The 26,041-nt window shown below is 61.0% G+C and carries 16 protein-coding genes and 4 pseudogenes; 10 read left to right on the top strand and 10 right to left on the bottom strand.

All coding sequences use genetic code 11. The annotated features are described in order from the left end of the window. Nucleotides 1-29 precede the first annotated feature (29 nt). The 4 genes from HAP54_RS00960 to HAP54_RS00945 all read left to right on the top strand — a co-directional run bounded on the left by HAP54_RS00960 (nucleotide 30) and on the right by HAP54_RS00945 (nucleotide 6,135). Nucleotides 30-1,364 (top strand): hypothetical protein, encoded by a 1,335-nt coding sequence (locus HAP54_RS00960; protein ID WP_224741423.1) that lies wholly within the window; start codon nucleotides 30-32, stop codon nucleotides 1,362-1,364. A gap of 380 nt (nucleotides 1,365-1,744) precedes the next feature. Beyond that, nucleotides 1,745-3,088: an IS1380-like element ISBdi2 family transposase gene (locus HAP54_RS00955; protein ID WP_166204320.1), complete on the top strand. Its 1,344-nt coding sequence runs from the start codon at nucleotides 1,745-1,747 to the stop codon at nucleotides 3,086-3,088. 256 nt (nucleotides 3,089-3,344) lie between these two features. Continuing rightward, nucleotides 3,345-3,908 (top strand): Ulp1 family isopeptidase, encoded by a 564-nt coding sequence (locus HAP54_RS00950; RefSeq protein ID WP_312022755.1) that lies wholly within the window; start codon nucleotides 3,345-3,347, stop codon nucleotides 3,906-3,908. Nucleotides 3,909-5,028: 1,120 nt separating this feature from the next. Continuing rightward, nucleotides 5,029-6,135: an NEL-type E3 ubiquitin ligase domain-containing protein gene (locus tag HAP54_RS00945; protein ID WP_224741424.1), complete on the top strand. Its 1,107-nt coding sequence runs from the start codon at nucleotides 5,029-5,031 to the stop codon at nucleotides 6,133-6,135. Nucleotides 6,136-6,271: 136 nt separating this feature from the next. Here HAP54_RS00945 and HAP54_RS00940 read toward each other — a convergent pair whose 3' ends face one another. Next, the gene (locus HAP54_RS00940) at nucleotides 6,272-7,615 is read right to left on the bottom strand and encodes an IS1380 family transposase (protein WP_166298534.1); all 1,344 of its coding nucleotides are present in this window, start codon (nucleotides 7,613-7,615) and stop codon (nucleotides 6,272-6,274) included. Nucleotides 7,616-7,797: 182 nt separating this feature from the next. Here HAP54_RS00940 and HAP54_RS00935 point away from each other — a divergent pair, with 182 nt between their 5' ends. Both HAP54_RS00935 and HAP54_RS00930 read left to right on the top strand, forming a co-directional pair. Continuing rightward, nucleotides 7,798-9,132 carry an IS1182 family transposase gene (locus HAP54_RS00935; protein WP_166202952.1) on the top strand — a complete coding sequence of 445 codons (1,335 nt, stop codon included), beginning with the start codon at nucleotides 7,798-7,800 and terminating at the stop codon, nucleotides 9,130-9,132. An 865-nt stretch (nucleotides 9,133-9,997) separates the two neighbouring features. Next, nucleotides 9,998-10,749: pseudogene (locus tag HAP54_RS00930) on the top strand (IS5 family transposase). A 250-nt stretch (nucleotides 10,750-10,999) separates the two neighbouring features. Here the strand turns inward: HAP54_RS00930 and HAP54_RS00925 are convergent. Then, complete coding sequence (locus HAP54_RS00925; protein ID WP_029084811.1) at nucleotides 11,000-12,124, bottom strand: M20 family metallopeptidase; 1,125 nt, start codon at nucleotides 12,122-12,124, stop codon at nucleotides 11,000-11,002. 731 nt (nucleotides 12,125-12,855) lie between these two features. On the opposite strand from HAP54_RS00925, the gene istA (HAP54_RS00920) reads away from it, so the two are divergent. The 3 genes from istA (HAP54_RS00920) (at nucleotide 12,856) to HAP54_RS00910 (ending at nucleotide 15,606) form a co-directional block, all read left to right on the top strand. Then, nucleotides 12,856-14,397, top strand: a complete 1,542-nt coding sequence (gene istA / locus HAP54_RS00920) for an IS21 family transposase (RefSeq protein ID WP_166217180.1) — start codon at nucleotides 12,856-12,858, stop codon at nucleotides 14,395-14,397. Between the two features lie 16 nt (nucleotides 14,398-14,413). Next, the gene (istB, locus tag HAP54_RS00915) at nucleotides 14,414-15,175 is read left to right on the top strand and encodes an IS21-like element helper ATPase IstB (RefSeq protein WP_029085260.1); all 762 of its coding nucleotides are present in this window, start codon (nucleotides 14,414-14,416) and stop codon (nucleotides 15,173-15,175) included. 152 nt (nucleotides 15,176-15,327) lie between these two features. Beyond that, nucleotides 15,328-15,606 carry a hypothetical protein gene (locus HAP54_RS00910; protein WP_166298533.1) on the top strand — a complete coding sequence of 93 codons (279 nt, stop codon included), beginning with the start codon at nucleotides 15,328-15,330 and terminating at the stop codon, nucleotides 15,604-15,606. Nucleotides 15,607-15,695: 89 nt separating this feature from the next. On the opposite strand, the gene HAP54_RS00905 is transcribed toward HAP54_RS00910, so the two are convergent. The 4 genes from HAP54_RS00905 to HAP54_RS00890 all read right to left on the bottom strand — a co-directional run bounded on the left by HAP54_RS00905 (nucleotide 15,696) and on the right by HAP54_RS00890 (nucleotide 18,701). Further along, nucleotides 15,696-15,998, bottom strand: a complete 303-nt coding sequence (locus tag HAP54_RS00905; protein WP_166298532.1) for a type II toxin-antitoxin system HipA family toxin — start codon at nucleotides 15,996-15,998, stop codon at nucleotides 15,696-15,698. Between the two features lie 596 nt (nucleotides 15,999-16,594). After that, nucleotides 16,595-16,780 (bottom strand): hypothetical protein, encoded by a 186-nt coding sequence (locus HAP54_RS00900; RefSeq protein ID WP_084518780.1) that lies wholly within the window; start codon nucleotides 16,778-16,780, stop codon nucleotides 16,595-16,597. 245 nt (nucleotides 16,781-17,025) lie between these two features. After that, on the bottom strand, nucleotides 17,026-18,033 hold the full coding sequence (trpD, locus tag HAP54_RS00895) for an anthranilate phosphoribosyltransferase (RefSeq protein WP_166214467.1): 1,008 nt from the start codon (nucleotides 18,031-18,033) through the stop codon (nucleotides 17,026-17,028). Between the two features lie 377 nt (nucleotides 18,034-18,410). Beyond that, nucleotides 18,411-18,701 (bottom strand): hypothetical protein, encoded by a 291-nt coding sequence (locus tag HAP54_RS00890; RefSeq protein ID WP_175612357.1) that lies wholly within the window; start codon nucleotides 18,699-18,701, stop codon nucleotides 18,411-18,413. Between the two features lie 3,412 nt (nucleotides 18,702-22,113). Here HAP54_RS00890 and HAP54_RS52785 point away from each other — a divergent pair. Then, on the top strand, nucleotides 22,114-22,533 hold the full coding sequence (locus HAP54_RS52785; protein WP_084518781.1) for a DUF7694 domain-containing protein: 420 nt from the start codon (nucleotides 22,114-22,116) through the stop codon (nucleotides 22,531-22,533). A 344-nt stretch (nucleotides 22,534-22,877) separates the two neighbouring features. Here the strand turns inward: HAP54_RS52785 and HAP54_RS00885 are convergent. The 4 genes and pseudogenes from HAP54_RS00885 to HAP54_RS00870 form a co-directional block, all read right to left on the bottom strand. Continuing rightward, nucleotides 22,878-22,994, bottom strand: a pseudogene (locus HAP54_RS00885) (IS481 family transposase); the annotation flags it as partial. Further along, nucleotides 22,995-23,858 carry an IS21-like element helper ATPase IstB gene (gene istB / locus HAP54_RS00880; protein WP_166294386.1) on the bottom strand — a complete coding sequence of 288 codons (864 nt, stop codon included), beginning with the start codon at nucleotides 23,856-23,858 and terminating at the stop codon, nucleotides 22,995-22,997. 8 nt (nucleotides 23,859-23,866) lie between these two features. Beyond that, nucleotides 23,867-25,357: pseudogene (istA, locus tag HAP54_RS00875) on the bottom strand (IS21 family transposase); the annotation flags it as partial. A gap of 107 nt (nucleotides 25,358-25,464) precedes the next feature. After that, nucleotides 25,465-25,876, bottom strand: a pseudogene (locus HAP54_RS00870) (transposase); the annotation flags it as partial. Nucleotides 25,877-26,041 lie beyond the last annotated feature (165 nt).

The following is a 26,041-nucleotide window of genomic DNA, read 5'->3' as shown; positions in this document are numbered from 1 at the left end:
TCCGGACCTTCCAGTCGACGGGCGGAGTCGTGCCGATCACAGGCCGCGCTGAGCTAAATCCTCACCCCCAGGACGTGGCTCTCATCAAAGAGTACAAAAACGAAGCAGCGACAGGAACCAGCAAGACGTATGCAGTTTCTCTACGCAGTTTCAGTGACTACCTGCGTGAAAACTACAAGGAGGGCATTGCTGGTCGGCTTTCCGGCAATGCGCTGGATGGAGATGTCGAGAGCTATAGGAAGGTCGCCGGTGCTGATTCGAGGATCGGTGCCGCGCTGGCCCATCTCCGAAAATCGCAGGCCGGCGCTAAAGCGATGGAGCGCGAGCGCCATATTCCCCCCGTTCCTGCTCCCGAAGACGCCGCACTGACGGAGTCGAGGCGGGTCGGCGCCGCCGCTGCGCAGCACAGCGCGTCGCAGGGCGCGGGCAGTTTGCCAGAGGAGCTGCTTCCTGCGGAAGGCTACGATCAGGATTTGGGCCGGATGGACGAACCCGGCCCGTCGTCCTCGGCGCCGCAGCCGGCTCAGTCAACTCGGGTTTTAATGGGGCGGAACAAGCCTCTTTATTCCGAGGACGCTCGCCTTATTTCGGGGCTTGAGAAGGGCCTCATCAAGGGCACCGGCGCCGAGCGCACCGCCAAGGACTATGTATATTCGCTTCGCGGCTTTGGCCGCTCGCTCTTCGCAAATCACAAAAAGGGCATTGTTGCTCGGCTCGACAACGAGTCACTGACCGATGATGCGCGCGAGTTCGCCGGAAACGGTAAGCCCGGTCTCCTCCTTAGGGCAATAGATCGTCTCCGGACCTTCCAGTCGACGGGCGGAGTCGTGCCGATCGCAGGCCGCGCTGAGCTGAATCCTCACCTCCAGGACGTGGCCCTCATCAAAGAATACAAAAACGAAGCAGCGACAGGGACCGGCAAGAGGCATGCAACTGCTCTACGCAGTTTCAGTGACTACCTGCGTGAAAACAACAAGAAGGGCATTGCTGGTCGGCTTTCCGGCAACACGTTGGATGAAGATGTTAAGCGCTATAGGAAGGACGCCGGGGGTAATCCGACTATCGGTGCCGCACTGGCTGATCTCCGAAAATCGCAGGCCGGCGCTAAAGCGATGGAGCTCGAGCGCTATATTTCCCCCGTTCCTGATCCCGAAGACGCGGCACTGATGGAGCCGAGGCGGGGCGGCGCCGCCGCTGCGCAGCACAGCGCGTCGCAGGACGCGAGCAGTTGGCCAAAGGAGCCACGGCGCCGCATGCGGTCGCGACGTACGTCGGAGGCGCCCCTGCGCAGCACAGCGCGCCGCAGGGAGCTGTCAGTCGGCCATTGGTCCTCCCGGAAGGTTACGATCAGGACCTGCGTTTGATGGTGGAAGACGGCCCGCCGTGGTCCGGGGTTCCCCCTGAGCAGGCGCAGGAGATAGTCCAAGCTGGAGAGCAGGAACCTGCCAGGTCCACCTCGACCTGGTCGCCGCAGATGCCGCTCAACTTTGATTGGAGTATGTGGCCGACCCTGGAAGCAGCGCCGGCGCCCGCTGCCAGGGCTCGCTCAGACACCTACGGCGGTCTTGAGTCTTTTGTTGATCTGAATGCGGCCACGCCGTCCGAATTGCGCGACGATGCTAACCCGTCTTATTCGTCAGAGTGCGCCTGAGAGGCTGGCGAGCGTGGTGTAAAGCGCTGATGCGGCGTAGGATTCGGTTGCAAAGCCAACCCCATCACCTCAACCGCGAACGCCAGGCCCGCCATGACCGATGATACGATTCTGCCCTTCTCGTTTCCAGCCGTTCACGCCAAGAAAGTCACAGCTGCCTTCGATGGCGGTCGGCTGACCTCGAACGGGGGCGTGATGCTTCTGGCGATGGCCGAGCGGCGTCTCGGCTTGGCCGACAATTTGGCCCGGGTGTTCCCGGATCGGCGCGATCCGACGCGGGTCGTGCACAGCCTTGTCGATATGTTCCGCGCGCGCATGTTCGCGATCTGCTGCGGCTACGAGGACGCCGACGACCTCGATCATCTGCGGTCCGATCCCGCATTCAAGCTGGCCTGCGGACGGCTGCCGGACACGGGTCGCGATCTGTGTTCCCAACCGACGCTGTCGCGGCTGGAGAATGCTCCGCGCCTGCGCGACGTGATCCGACTGACCTACACTTTGGTCGACGCATGGATGGATAGCTACCCGCGCGAGCCGGCATCCGTCACGCTTGACATCGATGATACCTGCGATGTCGTCCACGGCCATCAGCAGCTCTCGCTGTTCAACGCTCATTATGACGAACGCTGCTTCCTGCCGATCCACGTCTACGACACGGAGAAGAGCCGGCCCGTGGCGGTCGTGTTGCGGCCCGGCAAGACGCCGGGCGGCGTCGAGGTGCGTGCCCATCTGCGCCGCCTGATACGGCATATCCGGACGCGGTGGCACAACACGCGAATTACGTTCCGTGGCGACGGGCACTATGCCCGGCCGGAGGCAATGGCGTGGTGCGAGACCAACGGCATCGACTACATCTTCGGTCTGTCCGGCACCAAGCCGCTCGCCAGAAAACTCGACGAGGCCGCCGACGACATCCGCACGCGACGCGCCATCGAGAACCTGCCGGTTCTGCGTGGCTATACCGAGACGCGCCACAAGGCCAAGTCCTGGGATCGCGAACGGCGTACCGTCGCCCGTATTGAGGCGACGATGCTCGGCCTCGACATCCGTTTCGTCGTCACCAGCCTCGATGTCGGCTCGGCCGAGTGGATCTACGACAGCCTGTATTGCGCGCGCGGCCAAGCCGAGAATCTGATCAAGCTGCATAAGACACAGCTCGCCTCCGATCGCACCAGCTGCCGTTCGGCGCTCGCCAATCAAGTCCGCCTCGTTCTCCACACCGCCGCTTATTGGCTGATGCTGACCGTGCGCGACGCGATTCCCAAAGCCCGGGAATTGGCCACAGCCGAGTTCGCGACGCTGCGTCTTCGTCTCTTGAAACTCGCTGCCCGTGTCGTCGAGACCACGAGCCGCATTCGCCTTGCGTTTGCCGCGGCATGTCCCGAAGCCGACCTGATCCGCGGCTTGCCAGGCGCGCTGCTGCCTCTCGGTCCTTGACCGGCGGGGCGTCCGCCCCCCGTTCGCCCAACCTACACCTCAAGCGCGTTGCAAAGTACGGGTCGGTCAGGCGGTGAAAAGCCGAAGGCAATCCCGCGCGCCTCGTCAGAGCAGATGTGCGGCCACATCAATCGGACTAAAAAACGCACTCTCACGAATAGGACGGGCTAATTCTGTACGGCCGTTTCCGAGCACCTCCGCTAATGCTCAGATCGGGGCTTTAGATCCGACAGCCTCGTCCCACGGCCGCGGGCTGGTGCTCGAGGACACGGAATGGCTGGGCGACGAGCATATCGACAGGGATTACCGGCTCCAGGAGCAGGATTTGCGGAGGAACCATCCGGATCTCGCCGCCCGGACGCGGTTCGTGAATCCCCTCATCGTCCTAAATTATCTGCGCTCTAACGACGATGGCGTCGTGCGAACCGAATTCCAGCGCATCGTCTACGATAATGGTAACGATACAGCCGACTTCCTGTTCCTGCCCGTGATTAATGCCGATCCTCAAGATCCTAATAGCCTCGGCAACCATTGGTCGCTGCTGTTCGTTGATCGCAGAGACCGGGGGCGGCCGGTCGCCTATCACTACGATTCCTACGGGGGACTCAACAACAAGGATGCAGAACATCTCGCAGGTAGGCTGGACCTCCGCCTGGAGCCAGCCCGCATGGCCCAGCAGCGGAACGGCTATGATTGCGGTGTCTTTGTCGTGGACGGGACGCGGGCGCTGGTTAGGCAATTGGAGCAAGGAGGGCAGACAGTCCACCTGGACCAGCTCGTCGTCGATCGGCAGGCACTGCAAAGCCGCCTCAGGGGCTGATGTCGCCGTGGGCGGATAGAGTTGGCTGGAGCGGCTCTCGCCCGACACCAGTCGGACTGTGTGCGCGGGAAACTGGGGTGCACGCCGAAGGCGAACATTATCAGTGGAGGGAGATTCCACCCAGAGAGTTGTCGATTGATCTGGTAGCTGACGAGCGGTTCAGAGGGCAACTGACGGATCGGAGCCTCGTGACAAAGGCCGTCTTTGGACGGTTGAGCGATCCACTGGGCCGTAGGGCGAGTAAAGTTTAAGCAGGCCTCGAAAGAAGCAATGTGGATGCAGACCCACCCCCAATTTGGGGAAGGCCGCGCGGGAAGCAATCGACACATGCACCTGTCCGGTCCACCGGGGTAATGGACACGGCACGTTGGAAGGGTGATGCGCGTAATCGGGGGAGACCCGCCCGGTCGGAGGTCGCGGCTTCGACGCTGCTCCTGGCAGCGGACCGTGCGGGAGTCGGAAAGGATCGTACGACCGTTGAAGCCGGGTAATGCCGGCGGAGGAAAGGACCCTGACCGCCGAACGGGATGTTCGTGCCGCTGAGAAAGACGCGGCGGCCTGTCAATCGGCGTTGGACTGGGGTCCATGCCGAAACACATCCCTCGATTTGTCTCACAGGCGCTGATGGCGAACACTCAAGAACTCTGCATCTGGCCGAGCAGCAATGGCTCAGGACAGTTTATTCGTAACCCGTTCAGACGTCGGCTTTGTTGAGTTCAAGACGCTCAATCCCCCTGCTGCTCGGGCCTCATCTGGCTCAAGCCGAGAAAGGCTGCACCGAATCGAAGCCGAACTCCTTCACACATCGCGCAGATCGTTCCCTCAACATAGTTCAACGCTCGTCAGCTCGACGTAAGCTGAATGTCTTAGATGCTGCAACCGTTCGATGTGGGCTGATAGGTCGCCTTGATTTGCTCAGTCCGACAAAGGAGTAGGGAATGGATTCCTTTGATGCAGGGCAGGCTCAGCGCGGTGATGGCAGCACTGCCGAATCTTCCGAAGGCGAGGACCGGGAAGGTGAGGAGGCCCAGTGGGTTGGAGTCTTGACCCACGCGGTGCTCGCCGCTGACGATCCGGCAAACCTCGGGGTTTCTGCTCCTGAGGGGGGGGGCACGACCAGATGCTGGAGGAGTGGGCTGTCGATGAGGGGCAGAACCCGCTCGAGGATCGGCAAGAGGCTGTAAGGCGAGTGAATGCTTGGAATCAGGGCGAGCTGAATCTTGGAATGCTGCGCCTCACCAGCCTGCCTCCACTTCCGGCCGGGCTCCACTTGCTCGACGCGTCCTTCAACCGGCTGACCAGTCTGCCCGAGACTCTCCCTGACGCACTCTCTTCGCTCAGTGTTAGGGGGAATCAGCTGGCCAGCCTGCCCGCGCTTCCGGCCGAGCTCGCCTCGCTGGACGTTTACCACAATCGGCTCACCAGCCTGCCTGACGCCCTCCCGGCCGCGCTCGAGGACCTCAACGTTGGCCACAACCAATTGACGAGCCTGCCCGAGACCCTCCCGGCCAGGCTCGAAAGCCTTGACGTTAGTGAAAACCAGTTGACGCGTCTGCCAGAGACTCTCCCGGCCAGTCTCGAAAGACTTGACCTTAGCCAAAACCAGCTAACCAGCCTACCCACGGGCTTGCTAACGCAGTTGGGTGCTGCTGCCGAGATGGTTGTGTCTGGCAATCCGCTGCCCGAGGAGGTGCTGACGAACCTGAACACAATCCAAAGTGCCTATGGGTATGCCGGCCCGAGGGTCTTGTTTCTGGCCGACGAAGGAAGTGATTTGTCCGAGACGGACGAAGATCAGTCGGAGGAGGACGCCGCTGCGCAGTTTCTTCCCGAGACAGTAGCGGACTGGCTCAACCGGGATCCGAAGGAGGGTGATCCCGAGGTGGTGGCCAAGTGGCAGAGCTTTGCAGAAGAACCCGGCGCCCAGCAATACGCAAACTTCCTCAACGGGCTGCGGGGTACCGTGAACTCTGGGAACGAAGGATTCCAGCAGGGGGTGGCCAATGATCTGCGGCAGGCGGCGGCCAACCCGCAATTGCGCGCGCAGTACTTCCAGCTTGCTCTTGACGCCAACGAGAGCTGCGCGGATCGCAGAACTTTGACCTGGAACGGCATGCAAACCGCACGCCTGATCGCCAACGTCGAGAGCGGGCTCTATGACAATAACGAGGGGGTAGCGGCCCTCGTTGATCTAGCCCGTCCTATTCGTGAGAGTGCGTTTTTTTAGTCCGATTGATGTGGCCGCACATCTGCTCTGACGAGGCGCGCGGGATTGCCTTCGGCTTTTCACCGCCTGACCGACCGGTACTTTGCAACGCGCTTGAGGTGTAGGTTGGGCGAACGGGGGGCGGACGCCCCGCCGGTCAAGGACCGAGAGGCCGCAGCGCGCCTGGCAAGCCGCGGATCAGGTCGGCTTCGGGACATGCCGCGGCAAACGCAAGGCGAATGCGGCTCGTGGTCTCGACGACACGGGCAGCGAGTTTCAAGAGACGAAGACGCAGCGTCGCGAACTCGGCTGTGGCCAATTCCCGGGCTTTGGGAATCGCGTCGCGCACGGTCAGCATCAGCCAATAAGCGGCGGTGTGGAGAACGAGGCGGACTTGATTGGCGAGCGCCGAACGGCAGCTGGTGCGATCGGAGGCGAGCTGTGTCTTATGCAGCTTGATCAGATTCTCGGCTTGGCCGCGCGCGCAATACAGGCTGTCGTAGATCCACTCGGCCGAGCCGACATCGAGGCTGGTGACGACGAAACGGATGTCGAGGCCGAGCATCGTCGCCTCAATACGGGCGACGGTACGCCGTTCGCGATCCCAGGACTTGGCCTTGTGGCGCGTCTCGGTATAGCCACGCAGAACCGGCAGGTTCTCGATGGCGCGTCGCGTGCGGATGTCGTCGGCGGCCTCGTCGACTTTTCTGGCGAGCGGCTTGGTGCCGGACAGACCGAAGATGTAGTCGATGCCGTTGGTCTCGCACCACGTCATGGCCTCCGGCCGAGCATAGTGCCCGTCGCCACGGAACGTAATTCGCCTGTTGTGCCACCGCGTCCGGATATGCCGTATCAGGCGGCGCAGATGGGCACGCACCTCGACGCCGCCCGGCGTCTTGCCGGGCCGCAACACGACCGCCACGGGCCGGCTCTTCTCCGTGTCGTAGACGTGGATCGGCAGGAAGCAGCGTTCGTCATAATGAGCGTTGAACAGCGAGAGCTGCTGATGGCCGTGGACGACATCGCAGGTATCATCGATGTCGAGCGTGACGGATGCCGGCTCGCGCGGGTAGCTATCCATCCATGCGTCGACCAAAGTGTAGGTCAGTCGGATCACGTCGCGCAGGCGCGGAGCATTCTCCAGCCGCGACAGCGTCGGTTGGGAACACAGATCGCGACCCGTGTCCGGCAGCCGTCCGCAGGCCAGCTTGAATGCGGGATCGGACCGCAGATGATCGAGGTCGTCGGCGTCCTCGTAGCCGCAGCAGATCGCGAACATGCGCGCGCGGAACATATCGACAAGGCTGTGCACGACCCGCGTCGGATCGCGCCGATCCGGGAACACCCGGGCCAAATTGTCGGCCAAGCCGAGACGCCGCTCGGCCATCGCCAGAAGCATCACGCCCCCGTTCGAGGTCAGCCGACCGCCATCGAAGGCAGCTGTGACTTTCTTGGCGTGAACGGCTGGAAACGAGAAGGGCAGAATCGTATCATCGGTCATGGCGGGCCTGGCGTTCGCGGTTGAGGTGATGGGGTTGGCTTTGCAACCGAATCCTACGCCGCATCAGCGCTTTACACCACGCTCGCCAGCCTCTCAGGCGCACTCTGACGAATAGGACGGGCTAGGAGCTTGTCTGGATAGTCGCTGTTCAAATCTGGTCGGGTCTGATTCAACATTGGGCGATGAGCAAGTATTTTCGGCCTTGGAACATAGATCAGACGCTGCTTCTGCCGCCGAATGTGCAGGACTTCGTGCCGAAAGGCCATGTCTCGCGGTTTATGGTTGATCTGGTGCGGGAGAGCCTCGATCTCAGGGAGATCATGGGCAGCTATGTGAGCGGGCTTGGGCAGCCGCCGTTTGATCCGCGGATGATGGTGGCGCTGCTGCTGCATAGCTATGCGAGTGGGCTGTATTCGTCGCGTCGGATTGCCAAGGCCTGCCGGGAGCGGAACGATTTTGTGATGATCGTGGCGCTGGATGCGCCGGATTTTCGGACGATCAGCGACTTTCGCAAGCGACATTTGAAGGCGCTCGGCGCGCTATTCGTGCAGGTTCTGAAGTTGTGCGAGACGGCCGGGCTGGTCAAGCTCGGTCATGTCGCGCTGGATGGTACGAAGATCAAGGCGAACGCGTCGAAACACAAGGCGATGAGTTATGAGCGCATGAAGAAGCGCGAGGCGGAATTGAAGGCCGAGGTCGCTCGCATGCTGGCGGCCGCCGAGGCGGCGGATGCCTCGGAGGATGAGACTTTCGGCAACAGCGACGAACTGCCGGACTGGACCGTCGACAAGCAGAAACGGCTGGCGAAGATCCAGCAAGCGATGGCGGCGCTGGAAGCGGACGCCAAACTGGCGGCGGAGGAAGAGCGCCGCATCGAGGCCGAAAAGGAACAGCAGCGCCAGGCCGAAGGCCGCAAGAAGCCGGGCAAACCGGCGGCGCTGCCATCGGAGGAACCCAATCCCAAGGCGCAACGCAACTTCACCGATCCGGAAAGCCGCATCATGAAGTCGAAGGATGGCTTCGTTCAGGCCTATAATGCCCAGGCGGCCGTCGATGCACATGCCCAGATCATTGTCGCGCAAGAACTGACCCAGCACGGCAGCGATCAGGGCCAGTTGGTGCCCCTGATCGAGGCCATCGAGAGCAATCTTGGCCGCAAGCCGCGGCAGGCCTCAGCGGATTCCGGCTACTGCAGCGAAGCCAATCTCGAAGCGCTCGACACACGCAGCATCGATGGCTATGTCGCGCCCGGACGCGCCAAGCACCCGACAGTAGCGAACGGAAAAGTCGGCGGCCCGCTGACACAGGCCATGCGAAAGAAGATCGACGATGGCGGCTTCGAAACACCCTACCGATTGCGAAAGCAAGTGGTGGAGCCGGTGTTCGGGCAGATCAAACAGGCAAGAGGCTTCCGCCAGTTCCTGTTGCGGGGCATCGAGAAAGTGCGCGCCGAGTGGACAATGATCTGCACCGTCCATAACCTCCTCAAGCTGTTCAACCTCGCAAACGCAGCCTGAGCCTGCTACTCTACAACAAATGCCCGTCACGAAAACATATCTGGACGGGCTCCTAGGGTCTTCATCTTTGAAGCCGATAATGGCCCGGCATTGGCCTTCAATGTGGTCGACTAACAGAACCTTTTTTACGTCATCGGGCTCGTTCAACTTGCTGCTCCTGAATGCCAGGCTATCTCTTCTGATGTCGCGCCGGTTACGCCGAGCGAGGCGTTGCAACGCAAGAGCTTTGCAGGTCGCCGTAGTCGCGCGCTTGGGCGCTGGGACCGCCCAAAAGCGCTGTAAGCGGTCGAGAAGCTGGCTCGCCGCTTTGATTGTCTTTGAAGCGAGGTGAAGTTGATCTTCTCTGACCTCGGCCACTCTGCGGTGATGCGGCTTAGGACAGCTGAACGGTATCGCTGTGGGATGGCAGCCCCTTCACAACCGCCTGCTCGCCGCGGCGGCGCGATCAACACGCAACGCATAGACATCTCGAGCGGTCGGCTGTCGCGGACCAGGATCTCGCCCAAGCATTGCGGCGTGGCTATGCCCATGTGAGACATTCGAAATCCTTCACAGTCCGGACGGCAGCTGAAGACTCGTGCCTTCCTAAGATTGTACAATTTAACGCTACGTCCGGTTCAAGTCCTCTTGGCAGCCTGTATGCACGTGCCTAAGCGCCAAGGTCTGCTCGCAAAACGCCGCGTACAGTGTTGTTGCTGACTCATTCTGTGTCTCGATGTGCGTCACAATGCCACCCCAGTTGACAACAAGGTTCGGGCGGACGAGCCCCGGCCGGAAAGGTTCGTGCCTGCGCGGCAGCTACCCGCTCTAGGGCCTGTTTGGATTCCGGATTCTCATCCTGGCTTGGTTGTGATTCAAGCTTGGGATGGACCGATTCGTTTTGACTGATGCCCAATGGGCGAAGATGGAGCCGCTTTGTCTTGGCAAGCCGGGTGATCCCGGCCGGAGCGGCAATAACAACCGGCTGTTTGTCGAAGCCGTGCTGTGGATTGCGCGCACGGGCAGTCCGTGGCGCGATCTGCCGCGCGCCTTCGGCAACTGGATAACCGTGTACACGCGCTTCCGCGACTGGGCCAAGGCGGGCGTCTGGAAGCGCATGTTTGATGCGGTCTCGGACGAGCCGGACATGGAGTACGTCATGGTTGATGCCACCATCGTCAAAGTCCACCGCCACGGACAGGGCGCAAAAGGGGGACGCAAAACCAGGCGATCGGCCGCTCGAAAGGCGGAATGACCACCAAAATCCTGGCACTGACCGACGCGCTCGGCAATCTCCTGCGTTTCGTGCTGCTGCCAGGACAGCGCTTCGACACGGTCGGCGTCCCGCCGTTGATCGAAGGGCTGACCTTCGATGCGATGATCGCCGACAAGGCGTTCGACAGCAACGCCATCATTGCCGACCTCGACGCACGCGGCGCCAAGGTCGTCATCTCCCAGCACCCGCGGCGCGCAAAACCTCTCGCCATCGACGCGGAAATCTACAAATGGCGACATCTGATCGAAAATTTCTTCTGCAAGCTCAAGGAATTCAAGCGGATCGCCATGCGAGCCGACAAAACAGATATCAGCTTCGAAGCCATGATCAATCTCACCGCCGCTGTGATAAATTCAAGATGAATCCAAACAGGCCCTAGTCGCAGTCAATTTCGCGGCCGGACATCCGGCCGTGCGGTAGTCATGAAAATTCAGTCGGATGGGCACCGAAGCCTCAGTGCCCAATGCGAGATCCGGATGGTGTTCGATCAGGTCGGCCTGACAGGAAGGGATTTATGTGACCCATTGCGCCATTTCGAGGCGTGCGGCGCGAATATCGGAGCGCGTCCCCGATCCGGCGTACGCCGCGGTCGCGGCCGGCGGCTGGTCGAAATTATTGCAGTGTCTGATAGAGGCGATAGAGGAGTCGGGCGCGCGGCTCAATCGAGGAGATGTAGAGTTGCTCGCAATGGGTATGCGCGCCCTTGCCGTCGACGCCGAGGCCGTCGAGGGTCGCGGTATGCGGCGCTGTGAAATTGCCGTCGGAGCCGCCGCCGGTGAAGACATCGAGCAGCTCGAAGCCGAGTTCGGCGGCAAGCTCCCTGGCGTGTTCGTAAAGTGCTGCGCCGGCGTTGCTCTTCTCGTAGGGCGGACGGTTCAGTTCGCCGGTCACCTTCACGGTGACGCCCTCGGTGCGCGCGGTGATTCCGAGGATCTTCGGCACCAGCTCGTCGGCGTCGGCGATGGTCGGCACGCGCAGATCGACTTCCGCATAGGCCTCCTCGGCGATCACGTTCGGCTTGGTGCCGCCGCGGACGACGCCGACATTGACGGTGATGCCGCGCTTGAGATCGTTCATCGCCTCCAGCGCCAGGATCACATGGCCGAGTTCCCGGATCGCGCTGCGGCCGTGCTCGGGGCGCGTGCCGGCATGCGCCGGTGCGCCCTTGATATGCAAGTCGAAGCGCGCGACGCCCTTGCGTCCGGTGACGATCTTGCCGCCGTCGCGCGCGGGCTCGGTCACCAGCACATATTTGGCCTTGCGGCCCTCGGCCTCGATCAGCGCCCGCGAGGTCGGGCTGCCGATCTCCTCGTCCGATGAGTAGAGATGGGTGATGCCGAGCGGCGGGCGCGCATCATCGGCGCAGATCCGCCGGAAGGCATCATACGCAAGATACGCGCCGCCCTTCATGTCGTAGATGCCGGGACCGAACGCGCTGTCGCCGTCGATCCGGAACGGCAGGCGCTCGATGAAGCCCATCGGGTGTACGGTATCGAGATGGCTCAGCACCAGGACGCCCGGTGCCTCCTGGCCCCAGGACGAGCGTGCGATCAGGTGATCCCCTCGGCCGTCGCGTCCCGCGACACGTTCCACAGTTGCCGGCAAGTCGCCATAGCCTGCGGCGACGAGGTCGACGAGCATGTTGACCTGATCCGGCCGCTCCGTTGGAGACTCGATCTCAACCCAACGTCGGATACCCTCGAGGATTGTCGTTGCTCCAAACGGATTGCTGGACATCGCCTGACGCCTGTGAACGCGCCTCTCATCGCTCATACAAGATCAGGATAAGATCCACGGTAATCCTATCATGATCTCGCGCGAAGATCTTAAGATGCGCAATTGTTGTGCGGCACCTGTGCCTTCTGAAGCCTGGTCTTGCCGCGGCAATGATGCTACGCCGCTATCGACAGTAACTGAGCTACCAGGGCTGGTAGGTGTCGGCGCAATTGTAGAGCTCAGGAGCGCGCCCTGGTATGGGCCGTCCTCGCATTGCTGACCTGCCTTCTGTTGCGCAAAATGCCTGACCACGACATCAATCCAGGAACGTTGCCGTGCCGCTCCCTGGCACGGCTTGGCTTCGGCGGGAGCGCAGAATGCACCTGTGGAGCCGGCCGCCCGCCTTCCTCTTTCAAGTGCACGTATTCGATGCGCTGCTCGTGATCTTATTCCGGCAGGATGTGCTTGCCGGTGACCGGAGAAGCCGTGAGTGCCGGCTCGCACGCGCGCGTGCCGTGATAGCGCAGCGCTCTACAACACCCTGAGAGACAATCTTGTCGATCTTTGCTCGTTCCACGATGCATGTTTCGCGGGATCGTGAGCACGGATTTCAGGGGATCGTGAGCAGAGATTTCAGACGATCGTGAGCACGGATTTCGCGGGATCGTGAGCAGCTTTTCAGCGGCTCAGCCCGCTTCGGCCGACAACTCAACCGGCTTAGGAACTGCCTCGTCAGTGAACGAGGAAGGCCGATGCCCACCCAGAGATTGTCGATGCGCCGGATCAAAGAGGTTCTCCGCTTAAAACATGTTCAAGGCTTGCCGGAGCGAGCCATCGCGCGCACCCTGGGCATCAGCAACGGAGCCGTGCACAGCTATCTGCGCCGAGCCGGGGCTGCCGGACTGAACTGGCCGTTGCCGGTCGGAATGACCGACGAAGACCTGGAGCTGCTGCTTTTCCCTGCGCCGAGGCCTGCGTCACAGAGCCCACAGCGGCCCGTTCCCGACTGGGGCTATGTCGACAAGGAGCTGCGCCGGCGCAACGTGACCCGCCGGCTGCTGTGGGACGAGTATCGCGCCAGCCATCCCGATGGATTCGGCTACACATGGTTCTGCACGACCTACGAGGCCTGGAAGGGGCGAGCCCGGCCTTCGATGCGGCAGACCCATCTGGGCGGCGAGAAGGTTTTCGTGGATTTCGCCGGCGACACCATCGACGTCATCGCCCCCTCAAGTGGGGAAGTGCAGTCGATGAAGCTGTTCGTCGCAGCGATGGGCGCCTCCAACTATACCTACGCCGAGGCCTGCCCAAGCGAGGGGCTCGCCGACTGGATCCGGGTCCACATCAACCTTTTCGCCTTCCTCGGCGGCGCGCCGACATTCGTGGTCTGCGACAATCTCAAGGCCGCCGTCACCAATCCCGACCGCCACGATCCTGGCCTCAACCGAACCTATGCCGAGATGGCGAGCCATTACGGCACGGCCATTCTCGCAGCCCGGCCGCGGCGCCCAAAAGATAAGGCAAAGGTCGAAGTTGCGGTGCAAGTCGCCCAGAGATGGATTTTGGCGCGGCTGCGCAACCAACGCTTCTTTTCGTTGGCGGAGCTGAACGCAGCCATCAAAATACTCGTCGTCGAACTCAATGCCCGGCAGATGCGCGACTTTGGCGCCAGCCGCGCCGAACTGTTCTCCGAACTCGACAAGCCCAAGCTCACAAAGCTGCCGGATCAGGCTTACGCTTTCGCGCGCTGGAAGCGATGCCGGGTCGGCCCCGACTATCATATCGAGATCGATGGACACTGGTATTCCACGCCATATCGGCTCATCCGTGAGCTTGTCGATGCCCGCATCGACGACAGGACGGTCGAGATCTTCCACAACGGCCGCAGGATCGCCAGCCACGCCCGCGCGCCCAACCGGCGGGGCCACACCACCACCGCCGACCACATGCCCAGCGCCCATCGGCGCTACGGCCAATGGACGCCCGCCGGAGTGATCGCCGCCGGCGAGCGGATCGGTCCGTCGACCGCCGCCTTCTTCCAGGCCGTGATCGCGGCCCGGCCGCATCCCGAGCAAGGCTTTCGCACCTGCCTCGGCATTCTGTCGCTGGCCAAAAGCTACAGCGCCGAGCGCGTCGACGCGGCCTGCCGGCGCGGCATTCTGATCAAGGCGCGATCCGTCGCCTCGATCCGCTCCATCCTCCAGAACGGCCTGGATCGCACCTTTCTCGACGAGCCCTCCGAACCCCAACCCCTGCGCCACGGCAACATCCGCGGCCGGGATTATTTCCACTGAAGCCAAGGAGACCTGTATGCTCACCCATCCCACCCACGAACGCCTGATCGAGCTCGGCTTGAGCGGCATGGCCAAGGCCTTCGAGGAGCAGCGACGATCACCTGATCTCGAAGCCTTGCCGTTCGAAGATCGCATCGGCCTGCTGGTCGACCGGGAAGCCGCGGAACGCGACACCAGGCGGCTCACTACGCGCCTCAAGCTGGCCGCGCTCCGCCAGAATGCTTGCTTGGAGGACGTCGATTTGCGCACGCCGCGGGGTATCGACCGGGCCGTCTTCGCCAAGCTGGTCAGCGGCGACTGGATCGATCGCCACGAGAATTTGCTCATAACCGGAGCGACCGGATTGGGCAAAAGTTGGTTAGCCTGTGCCCTCGGCCACAAGGCCTGCCGCGACAATCGCTCGGTTCTCTATCATCGCGTCCCAAGATTGTTCGAAGCGTTGGCACTCGCGCGGGGGGATGGACGTTATGCCCGCTTGCTCAAAACCCTTGGCCGCGCCCAGCTTCTGATTTTGGACGATTGGGGATTGTCAGTGCTCACCGCTGCCGAACGGCGCGATCTACTGGAAGTCCTTGAGGACCGCCATGGCCGCGCCTCCACCATCGTAACCAGCCAACTCCCTGTGGACACATGGCACGAAGTTATCGGAGACCCAACCTACGCCGACGCTGTCCTCGATCGCCTCGTCCATAACGCTCACCGCCTCCAGCTTGCCGGCGAAAGCATGCGAAAACGCAACGCCAGAACCATCACCCTTGACGAGCAGCCAGAACGCTGACTCTATCACCGCCTCGGCCGGAGCGGGCTGCTCACGATCGTCTGAATTCGCCGCTCATGATCGCGCGAAATCGCTGCTCACCATCACTGAAATATGCATTCCACGAGGTAGCTGCACGTGCTTTGGTGTCTGGGCCGCACGCATTCCTGCGTATGGCCGCGCGCATCGAAGAGGCGGAGGCACCCTCCCGCTCCGGCCGGGAGGGTTTGCCCGAGGCCTCGCTGTTCCCCGGCTGCTCGGTTCAGCACATCGGGCTTTGTGAAGGCAAATGTCCCGAAAATGCGCGGGTTCGCTTTTTGTCTGTTGACAGCTCTTGTTTGCAGCAGCGTTCGGTCGACGGCCGTGTTGGTGATGTCGGGCGTGCCGGCTTCGTCAATTCGCAGCGATTTGGCAAAGACCGAGCAGTGGAGGAGATGTCCGGCGATGCGTGACGGCAACTCACTTCCGAACGAGGGAGCCGGTGCGTCATGGAACGCGTGATCCACAATGCGCAGGTGACAAGGCATCGGCGGCATCGACTTCACCTAGTCGGCCGGCGGCAGCAACCGTGGTTGTCCGGTATTGCACTCTCAATGAACCCAGGCGCTGCATGACGGGCAGCTTTTACCGACGTATGAATCGATCCGAGAAATCCCGTGTGCAGCTTGCTTTCGATCTTGTCGAGAGCAGCTTTGGCGGTAGTTGCCATAGCTTCAATAGAATCCCGAACGAGCCTTTTCGCTACGCCCGCCGTTTCGCGGGTCTGCACGAAATGCCGCCCCTGTACGCCGGCAATCCTGTAGGAGTTGTATGTCCCTACCGACGTCACAAGCTTCTTCTGCATGCGTTACGCCGATCGGCCAAAAGAGAATCTGCGCCCTCAGCAGAATCGCCTGGTCCTCGGAAGGGACATCGCTGCCTTTTTGGCAGATCAAGAAGCTCCACCCTGCCGGCCGCCGCGCCCGGATACTTGCGTAGCGGCAAGCAGACAGCGCCTGACAGCAGTCCTCCTGCGGCAGCCGGAGCAAGCGGCCATCCTTCGTCCACCGCCAGGCGCTCGATCACCAGCGCCGTGGTTCCGCCGAAAGTGGCAATCTCGGCATGGCTCACCGGCAGGCCGAACGCGGCAGTCAGCCTAAGGCAATCGCGACGGTTTGGCCGACGGCCGTGCGTGAGAACGGGCCTGAAGCTGGACCATCTCGATGTATATAATGTGCTTGGCTTTCTCTGTAGACCAATGAGCAATTGCTCGATCTCGTCGAGCTCAATCCTATCCCCGCTAGGCAGAAAGGGGCGGCCATGCTGCTGGATTCCGTCGGCGCGATCGGTGCATGGCTGGAACGTCGCCGACTGGCCGTGCGGACAGGATCATGCCGATTGCGGTACTGGCGGGCGCCGGCCAGGGCAAATTGTTTCTCCTTATGCAGGGCATTGGCGCGCTTAATGTCCCCGTAAGAGAACACGCTTTTTTGCATCGATAAGATGCTCATCGAGTGTTGCGTGCAGCGCGCCCCGCAGCTCCGGGGGGATCGAGCTGTCCGTATCAATCAATTCCCTAAACTTGCGAATGATGTGTTCTATCGTTGCGATGGATCCGAGTGCTTCCGTTTTCTGTGCGGACGTCATCGATCATCTCCTTTGGCCGGCAGCGTTAGCACCACGTAGCGGGCTCTGAAACCTCGGCAACGGTGCGCCGCAACAGGCTCTCGCCGACGACGAAGGCCGGCTCTTGCGCCACCTATTCGATGCCAACTGCGTTGATGCATGGGCAAGCGGCGCAAGCTCGCAAGCCTCGCAGGAGCAGCGCGCATTCGCGCTTGTGAACGTTGGCCTTGGCGGCCACAACTGAACAGGGCTCAACTCAGTTGTCATTAGTTGGAAGCCGCGATCAGGCGCTCCAGTCGGGTGGCTGCGGCGCCGCGATCAAGCGCTTCCTGGCCAAGTGCGACGCCTTCCTGGAGCGTGGAGGCACGGCCGGCCACGATCAATGCCGCCGCCGCGTTCAAAAGGGCGGCATCGCGATATCGACTTGCTGCGCCACCGAGCACGCTTTGCAGCGCCACGGCATTGCCATCCACATCGCCGCTTTCCAGCGCCTCGGTGTGGCGGGGGAGCCCAGCATCTTCTGGCGTCACCTCGAAGGTGCGGACTGCACCCGCCTCGAGCGCGGCAACAAAGGTCGGGCCGGCAAGGGTTATCTTATCGAGCCCGTCCGAGCCGTGCACCACCCACACCGATTCGGCGCCAAGGTTCTTCAACACTAGGGCCAGTGGCTGCACCCATTCACGAGAGAACACTCCGACCATCTGCCGCTTAACCCCCACGGGGTTGGACAGAAGCGTGATTAGATTAAAAATCGTGCGAGTCCCAAGTGCAGTCCGGATCTGGCGAATACGCTGCATGGCCGGATACTGGGCCGACGCAAACAGAAAGCCGATGCCGGCTTCCTGTAGACAACGAGCAACGGCTTCAGGCGTGAGATCGGTCTTCACGCCTAGGTGCGCCAAAATTTTCGCGGCGCTCGAGCTTGATGACGCTGCGCAGTCGGTGTGCTTGGCGACAGGAACGCCGGCCCCGGCGACGATAAAGGAGGCGCACGTCTCCACGTTGACTGAGCAAAACGGGGTATCGCTCGTGCTAGCAATGCCGATGGGTTCGCATGGCGCATCGACCCGTGGCATTCTATTGCGGATCGCGGAGGCCGCGCCGGTGACCTCTTCGACGGTCTCGCCGCGGACCCGCATTCCCAGCAACAAGCCACCGATCTGCGAAGGGCTCGCTTGACCCGACATCATGCTGTCGAAGGCGAACTCACTTTCCTCACATGTCAGAGTGGTGCCGCTGGCAACTTTGCCAATGATCGATCTAAGCGCTTCCATCGAACTTTACACGTTACCTGTCTATCCTCGGGCTCCTCGTTCAATAGGGGACTTTTCGTCGACGAGGCGTGGCGTCAATTGCATTGATATTGTTGTGCGAGCACCCGCTCGCGGCAGACCGTCCTCGATGCTTGCGTATCTGCCGCTTAAATGCGATTCCTTCGTGAGGCTACAACCTGACGCTACGTGAGGGTCAAGCGCTCCAGGCTGAGCTGCCCGATAGAAGTAATCGGCGACCGTGTCTGTCAGTTCTAAGTTATCGACGTCGTTCTCGATCGCCCGTGCCTGTTGTCCTGCCATCGCGTGACGGCCTGCTGGTCACGGTCGGCAATCTCTGAGCCTGAGGCGAAGGCGCAGCCACCTGGTTCGCCATCCCCTCATTTCGGTTCGTTACTCTTCTTGCCAGCGTCGCCAGCGGAAATCATGTAGCGACATTTCAGACTGAGCCTCGATTGCTTGGATCTGAGACAAGCGATGATGGCGACGCGATCCGGAATATGGCTGCTGCACAGGCGGAACACGTCCTCCATGCAGGCTTCTTTCTCCTCTACGGTCGGCGCTTGATCGCGCGCGTCTACTCGCTCTGGGATGAGGGCGGTCATTGCAAAAGCAAGGGTGATGGCAGCCTTCAGGGGCGAAGCCAAACGAAGCCGCTGGTTTTGAATCATGGTGTTTCTTCGCGTCGGTTGGTTTGCGGCATGTTCTTCAGGCCTTCCGACCGAAGACATGCCGGATTGTTAGGTAAGCGCCTGCGAGACCGTTCTTTTCTCTTGCGAAACCATCCGGGCCGGGAGTCGGTATTTTCGCAGCGACTTGTCAGCATCTGTCGTTGCCGGCGCCGAGCGCCGGGCTGCACTCGCAGCTGCACTGACCGAACAATTTGATCACGGTTAAGCTTTCGGTGATCGTGCGGTGGCCGCGGTCACGCCCCGATCTCGTGAGGCATTGGGAGGCTTTTGCATGAGTCTAAAGTGCGGCCGCAGCCTAATGACGAGTCAACCGACGGAGGAGGCCATCGTCGTCCCGACGCAGGATCGAACAGGACTTGTGACCGCGGGCCAGGAAAGGCGGCGAGGAGCGCCCAAGGCAGGGCTGCTCAATCCATTGACAAACGATGCACTCGACTGCGCAGGCAAAGCTGTCATCGCGCGTGCCCCTGTCACGCTCGGCGCGGTCCCGCAACGTGCGTGCCACTTCATTTGACGCAAGAGCGGGGGCAATCGAGTTGGCGTCAGTACCGGGCGTCCGTTCCCCTGCGCATGCCACGATCGAAAGGGGCCGGTCTCGAAGAGCGCAATTGTTTATACCTCTCATTGGACCAGCCACCAATAAGGGCAGACAAGTGTGCTTTGAATCTCGCGGGTTGAGCTTGGGTGTTTGAAACATTCGCAGTTCTTGGGATTTGGCGGGAAACGCCTGGATTGTTCGAAGTAGTCCCCACTTGTCCAGGATCGTGCAATCTGACGCTACGTGCGATTCAAGCCCTGTCGTCTGAATACGTCTTGGGATCTACAGGGTCCGTCAGCAGGACGAGTGTGCTCCGGCGAAACCTCGCGCTGAGTGTTTGTAAACCGCGGCGTCTCTATGGCCACGCTCAGGGCAAGTGTGAGTTTGCGCGCACCGTTGGTGTCTACTCGCTGGTAACCCCGGGCCACAAGCGTCACTGCTAGGTAATTGTACGGAGCGCCACTGTCACATTTGTTTGATCTGCAAATTGCATGTTCATCGCTATGAATCCGAAGAGTAAACTCTACGATCCCGACCTTTGGCGCGGCCGTGCGGAAGCAACGCGAGAGAAAGCGGAAACGCTGGCGTACGGCAAAGCCAGAGATAGGCTTCTCAAGATAGCCAAGGAATACGACAAGCTCGCTCGGCGCGCCCTAGAGTGGCAGACGCACAAGAACGAGCGGGGCACTTGGCCCGGCCAAGAGTCGTAGCGTCTCGCGTGTCGATGGAACCTCCATCGGCAGATCGCCACGAATGCCAACGGTGAGCAACAATCTCGCTCGGTATTCGGGCGGGCGATTCATTGCAGAGGCTGCCGTGCCGAGAATCTCCAGACGGTCCTCTCTCGCACAAATCGTTCCAATCGAATCCCAGTCAGCGTGCCGCCTCAGCGCAGCGAGCCGCTTTAACGACCTACAGGGGATTGTATAGGCGCAGGCGTATTCTTTTCGTCAGCTTCTCGAAAGCTAATCCGCCTACTATCGAGCCGGCGCGCCGATCTTAGTCCTGTTCTTGCGCGAGAACCGTAAAGCACTTGTCGGGCGTAGTACCGAATACCGGATGGGACAATAGCTGCCGTCAGGTCAAGTCAAGCTTGCAGGCATATAAGTCCGATAATCCGCGATATCCAACACTTCTGCACCTGCCTGTCTGACCTCGGAGGTTTTCATATCTAGCCACTCAACAATTGCAAGACCGCGGCCGCGGTACACGAGGGCATCGAAAGGCCCTCCTATACCAGCACCCATCCACTGAGATCTCCTCTGGTTCATCGTTTCGCTCATAAGGACGCTGCGATGATCCAACATATACTGGCCCAAAGCAGCGCATGAAGGAGAAGCCCGGCCAGCGGCAACAGGTTCCATCTCCTCTGCGTCTGCCAAGAGCGGCGGTCAGCAGCGTAATGCTTCATCATGGACTGCTTTGGTGCGCGCCAGTGCGTCATTCCTCGCATGCTCCACTGGTCCAGGGAAAAAGGTTAGCGTCCGGACGCCTCGTGTTATCCATCAGTTCGTCTTCCAAAGCTCGGAGTGTCAGAATTCGGCTTGTTGCGCGTGAGGTATGCGGCCTGTCGATTTGGTCGCGTATCATCGATCAGGGGATACCGTGCAAGTTCGAAACGTGCTTTGGCAATGCATAAAGCAAAAACAAACAACGAGTCCATTGCAAATTGATGTCGGGATAGCGTGTCCTTCCTGTTTCGACACTACAGCAATCAGCATGCCAGTAACCGAGAAGTGCCCGCACCGCTCGACAAGGGTTAGATGCGTGCCTCTAGAGTGCGGCGCTGTGGACCAATCGACGATTGTCGGAGCTGCGACATCGATGTCTGAAAGCCGACACCAGCAATGGGAGGCAAGCGTGAATGTTTGCTGACGTCATACCCGCAACGATGCGCCAGCTGTTGCATTGTATCGACGCGCCTGAAGATCCGCGGATGGTCGCAGTGATGGTCTGTCCAAAGGACTAACTCGTCATGTCTGATCATCCTCGCGAGGAGCCGTAGGATGCTATCAACTCGATCCGAAACACATTGTGCCAAGCATTCACGAGCCAGACGCGCCCGTTCGAATTTTTAGTCCGACAAGCTCTTCATGGTCACATAGATGACGTATTGGCATTGTTTCAGGCTCCGCTAGCGGCGAGAGCTGCGAATGATTCAAGTGCGGCCACGTCACAAGGCCGCATCGGGCCAAAGCCGATATTGCTCTTGCGTCGCGTCAGTCCGTGCGGCGTGACGTCGTTTCGGCGAGCCATAATCGAGTGCACAAACGGATATCGGATGCGACATCAGAACGGGAGGGATGAAGTGATACGCGTCGATTGACGGATTTCATATTGCCGAGATGCATCCTCGAGACCTGAACGGAAAGGCTAATGAACACTCGTTTTGCAAGTGCGGGAGATCGAGCGCGGATCTTACCTTGCTGAAGCGCACTCTGTCCGGCGCCGGCTGATCAGCGCCCGCGGGCATGGGTAAGTAAGATGTGTCGCCAAAAGCGCGCTTCGTGACCGAGTTGTCTGGCGGGGCTGGTTACCCCATCGGGTGTTCGTGAGTGTGGAGGTCAATTCCGCGGGTGAATCGGATCGAGCACTTCGTGCATCGCCGGCCTTCATGCAATCGGGGAGTGCAGTAAAGGCGTTCGTCGGGTGCTTGAAGAGGATGTGAGCTTCCGAGAACTAAGTAATGGGAGAACAAGTGATGATGGACATCTGCGGCTTTCTCAGCAGATGGTTCGCTGGAGAGTGGTGCTCGAACGCTACGCTGCTGACGGAGCTTGCGCCGGCTCATGAGTTGCCAAACAACGTCATCTACGTCGACTTCAAAGCGATCCGTAAAGCAAAGGAGGGTGCGTGCGAGCGCAGATCATAGAGAAGCTGGAAGCCGGCCGCGTACGATCCGGCAAGTTCGCCAGCGTACCAGGATCAGGCCCCGGTGGGCTGTTCTTGGTGCAGGGCCCTTGCGGGAGTGAACTGAAAATCAGTGGCTTCGTCCGTCCGGGCTGGGAGCAGGTCGCCGTTTCGACGCCGCGGCGTTGTCCGAACTGGCAAGAGATGTGCTTTGTCAAAGACTTGTTCTGGGATGAGGAGGAATGCGTCATGCAATTGCATCCGCCGCATTCGCAGTATGTCAATAACAGCCGGTACTGCCTTCACCTCTGGAGACCCACTGATCGGCACATCCCAAGGCCGCCGCCGAGCTTTGTAGGTATTGTTGGGCTAGGACCATCCGAAGCGGCAATGTTATTTGCTAAGATTCGCGCGACGGCATGATGGTTTAGGGGACGAGGCAGAGCGGGTGCAGAAACATAGTTCGGCGTCGCCGGAAGGCCATGCAACCAGCTCACGTCGCAAGTGTTCTTCTGTGTGCGACGGACGGGAGGCCAACCCGGGATCACTGCCGCCAAGCGAGAGGCGGCAGTGGAGAGGATGTCTCACGCGGCTGGCCTCAGGGGGAGCTTCGACGACTTCTTGGCGATAGTTCGCGCCGTCGGAGTGATTATCAGGTCCGCAAGTCGGTCATCGCGCATCTTTCGTAGTCAGCCTGACCACCCGCCTTCGCGGGGCAAGCGCATCATGATCTATTCGCAAACGATATCGCGCGGTGAGCGGCCGCATTAGCTGTTTAGTCCCGGCATTTGCTGGAGCGGATTGAGGGTGAATCGTTCGTTCTCTTTTGTCCAGGCTTTGCAGATGTATTCGTAGGGCGTGAGGCCCTTCAGGGTCTTCAGCTGTCAATCGGCCTGCAAATTTGACCCCTCATCGGCGTCCAATTTTGACCCCTTCGTGCGGCGGGCTTTGCTGGTAGCGCTCGTCTCGTCGGAGCTGGCCGGGATAGCGGAGGCGAGACGAGCGCGGGTGGCGTGATCGTCGTCTCGGCTCTTGAACCGCCAGCTATCGTTGCCGGTCTCGACAATGTCGCAGTGATGGGTCAATCGGTCGAGCAGCGCTGTGGTCATTTTGGCGTCGCCGAACACGCTCGGCCATTCGCCGAAGGCGAGATTGGTCGTCACGATGACGGAGGCGCGCTCATAGAGCCGGCTGACGAGGTGGAAGAGGAGCTGGCCACCGGACTGGGCGAAGGGCAAATAGCCGAGTTCATCCAGCACGATGAAGTCCATCCGGGTCAGATGCTCGGCGAGCCGTCCTTGCCGTCCGTTGCGGGTCTCGGTCTCGAGGCGATTGACGAGGTCGACTACGTTGAAGAAGCGGCCGCGGGCACCGGATCGGATGCAGCTTCTGGCGATGGCAATGGCCAGGTGGGTCTTGCCTGTGCCGGTGCCGCCAACCAGCACGACATTGCGTTGCTGGGCGATGAAGCCGCCGCTGGCGAGATCATTGACGAGAGTCTGATTGATCGGCGTGCCGTCGAACTGGAAGTCGGCGATGTCCTTGGCAAGCGGCAGCTTGGCAATGGTCAGCTGGTATTTGATCGAGCGGGCCTGCTTCTCGTTGATCTCGGCGTTAAGCAGGTCGCCGACAATGCGCTGAGGTTCGTGCTGGCGCTTGACGGCAGTTGCCATGATCTCGTCGAAGGCAGCCTTCATGCCGTAGAGCTTGAGCTCGCCCATGAGGTCGAAGATTTGGGTTCGTTCCATCAGATGGTCCTCCGGAGGTTGTCGTAGCGGGCACAATCGGCGATCGGTGCATGACGGAGCGTCAGTGCGGCCGGCGTCATGATGTTGGCCGGTGGGGCGGGTTCACGTTGACGGGCCAGGATGTTGAGCACGACATCGGCGGAATGGACGCCATGACCGAGCGCTTCGGCACAGGCCGCTTCCACCGCGGACAGACCGTCAGTCAGCACCGCGGTGAGGATGTCGACCATCTGCCGATTGCCATCGTCGGTGCTGGCAAGCTTGCGCCGGATCCGCTCGATCGCGGCCGGCAGCACCCAGTCTTTGAAGGGAGCGCCGTTGCGCAAGGCACCGGGTTTGCGAGCCAGCACCGGCACATAGTGCCAGGGATCATAGGTCGTCTCGCCGCGGCCAAAGGATCGCGGGTGCTCGGCAACGATGCGTCCATCCTGACGGATCACGATGCGGTCGGCATAAGCCTGGACTTCGACCGGCCGTCCGACTGCGCTGGCTGCGACCGAGTACTTGTTGTTGTCGAAGCGCACCAGGCAGGTCTTCGAGACCGATGCCGTCACCGCATGGAAGCCGTCGAAGCGGCCGGCATAGGGAACGAGCTTGGGACGCTCGGCTTCGAACACTTCCCAGATCGTCTGATCGACCAGCTCCGGGTGGCGATGAGCCTTGGCGTAGGCGATGCATTTGTCGAGCAGCCAGGCGTTTAACTCGTCGAGGTTTTTGAACCGCAGCCGCGGCGTGAAGAAGCGCTCCCGGACCAGCCCGACCTGGTTCTCGACCTGCCCCTTCTCCCAGCCCGACGCCGGCGTGCAGGCGACCGGATCGACCAGATAGTGGCTGCACATCTGCAGGAAGCGGCGATTGTAGAGACGCCCTTTACCGACGAAGATCGTCTCTACGGCGGTCTTCATGTTGTCGTAGATGCCGCGGGTGCAGGTGCCTTTGAACAGAGCGAACGCCCGGTCGTGGGCGTCGAACACCATCTCCTGCGTCTCCCGCGGATAGGCCCGCACGAACAGCATGCGGCTGTGACAGAGCCGGACATGGGCGGCCTTCACCATCACCGTGGTCCCGCTCAGCAAGACCACCTCGTGGCTCCAGTCGAACTGGTAGGCTTCGCCTGGGGCAAAGCTCAGCGGGACATAAGCCGCCGCGGTCGATTGCCCGCGTTCTTTGCTCCACCGCCTGGCGTAACGCCGCACGGCATCGTAACCGCCGTCGTAGCCGCGGCCGCGCAGCTCTTCGAAGATCCGGATCAACGTCAGCTGTTCACGAGCCGATTTGGCCGCGTTCGCCGCCAGCAATCCGTCAAGCTCTACTGCCCATCGTCCCAGCTTTGGCCGCGGCTGCACCTGCCGCTCGTACTCGAAGGAGGTCTCTCCCGACCTCAGCACCTTCCGGACCGTGTTCCGCGACACCTTCAGGTCACGGGCGATCTCCTTGATCGTCTTGCCCTTGATGAAGTGCTCGCGCCGGATCCGGGCAATTGTCTCCACGATCAGCATCCCCCACCACCTGCTTCGTTCCAAAGCAGGCAGCGCAACAGATCAATCTGTAGGGGGTCAATTTTGGACGCCGATCCCCCGGCTTAGGGGGTCAATATTGCAGGCCGAATGACAGTGTAGGTCAGTCGGATCACGTCGCGCAGGCGCGGAGCATTCTCCAGCCGCGACAGCGTCGGTTGGGAACACAGATCGCGACCCGTGTCCGGCAGCCGTCCGCAGGCCAGCTTGAATGCGGGATCGGACCGCAGATGATCGGAGGTCGTCGGCGTCCTCGTAGCCGCAGCAGATCGCGAACATGCGCGCGCGGAACATATCGACAAGGCTGTGCACGACCCGCGTCGGATCGCGCCGATCCGGGAACACCCGGGCCAAATTGTCGGCCAAGCCGAGACGCCGCTCGGCCATCGCCAGAAGCATCACGCCCCCGTTCGAGGTCAGCCGACCGCCATCGAAGGCAGCTGTGACTTTCCTGGCGTGAACGGCTGGAAACGAGAAGGGCAGAATCGTATCGTCGGTCATGGCGGGCGTGGTGTTCGCGGCTGAGTGTGATGGGGTTGGCTTTGCAACCGAATCCTACGCCGCATCAGCGCTTTACACCACGCTCGCCAGCCTCTCAGGCGCCCTCTGACGAATAAGACGGGCTAAGCGGCTTAGGTTTGCTAAAGGCTAATTTGGTTTCCTCGG

Origin of the sequence: Bradyrhizobium sp. 2S1 (assembly GCF_011516625.5) — a bacterium.
In the GTDB taxonomy this organism is placed as follows: Bacteria; Pseudomonadota; Alphaproteobacteria; order Rhizobiales; family Xanthobacteraceae; genus Bradyrhizobium; species Bradyrhizobium septentrionale.
Note: the sequence above shows the minus strand (reverse complement) of the source record. Positions and strands in the feature narration are given on the sequence as shown.